Annotated in this window: 1 pseudogene; it reads right to left on the bottom strand. The window is 43.7% G+C overall.

What is annotated here, in order from left to right:
• Window positions 1–254: pseudogene (locus tag ACVC08_RS00550) on the bottom strand (hypothetical protein); the annotation flags it as partial.

Here is a 254-nt window from a genome sequence, read left to right as displayed (position 1 = left end):
TGTTACCCCATCGCCATCGCAATCTGCATCTGCAAATATTGGGTTATTTAAATCTTCGTCGCCTAATGTTCCATCATCTGTACATGGATCATTTGGATCTGGGTCGGTACCATTTGGTGTTCCGTCTCCATCACAGTCTGTTAATGGATCCGAAATACATATATCATTATCAATAATCGTTACTGTTCCGCTTGGGTCTGTGTTTGCTGTGTTTCCGCTGGTTACTGTGCCATCGACGGTAAAGGTTTCATCGG

The organism is Pontimicrobium sp. MEBiC06410, assembly GCF_053601615.1.
This window is presented reverse-complemented; position numbering and strand designations above follow the sequence as displayed.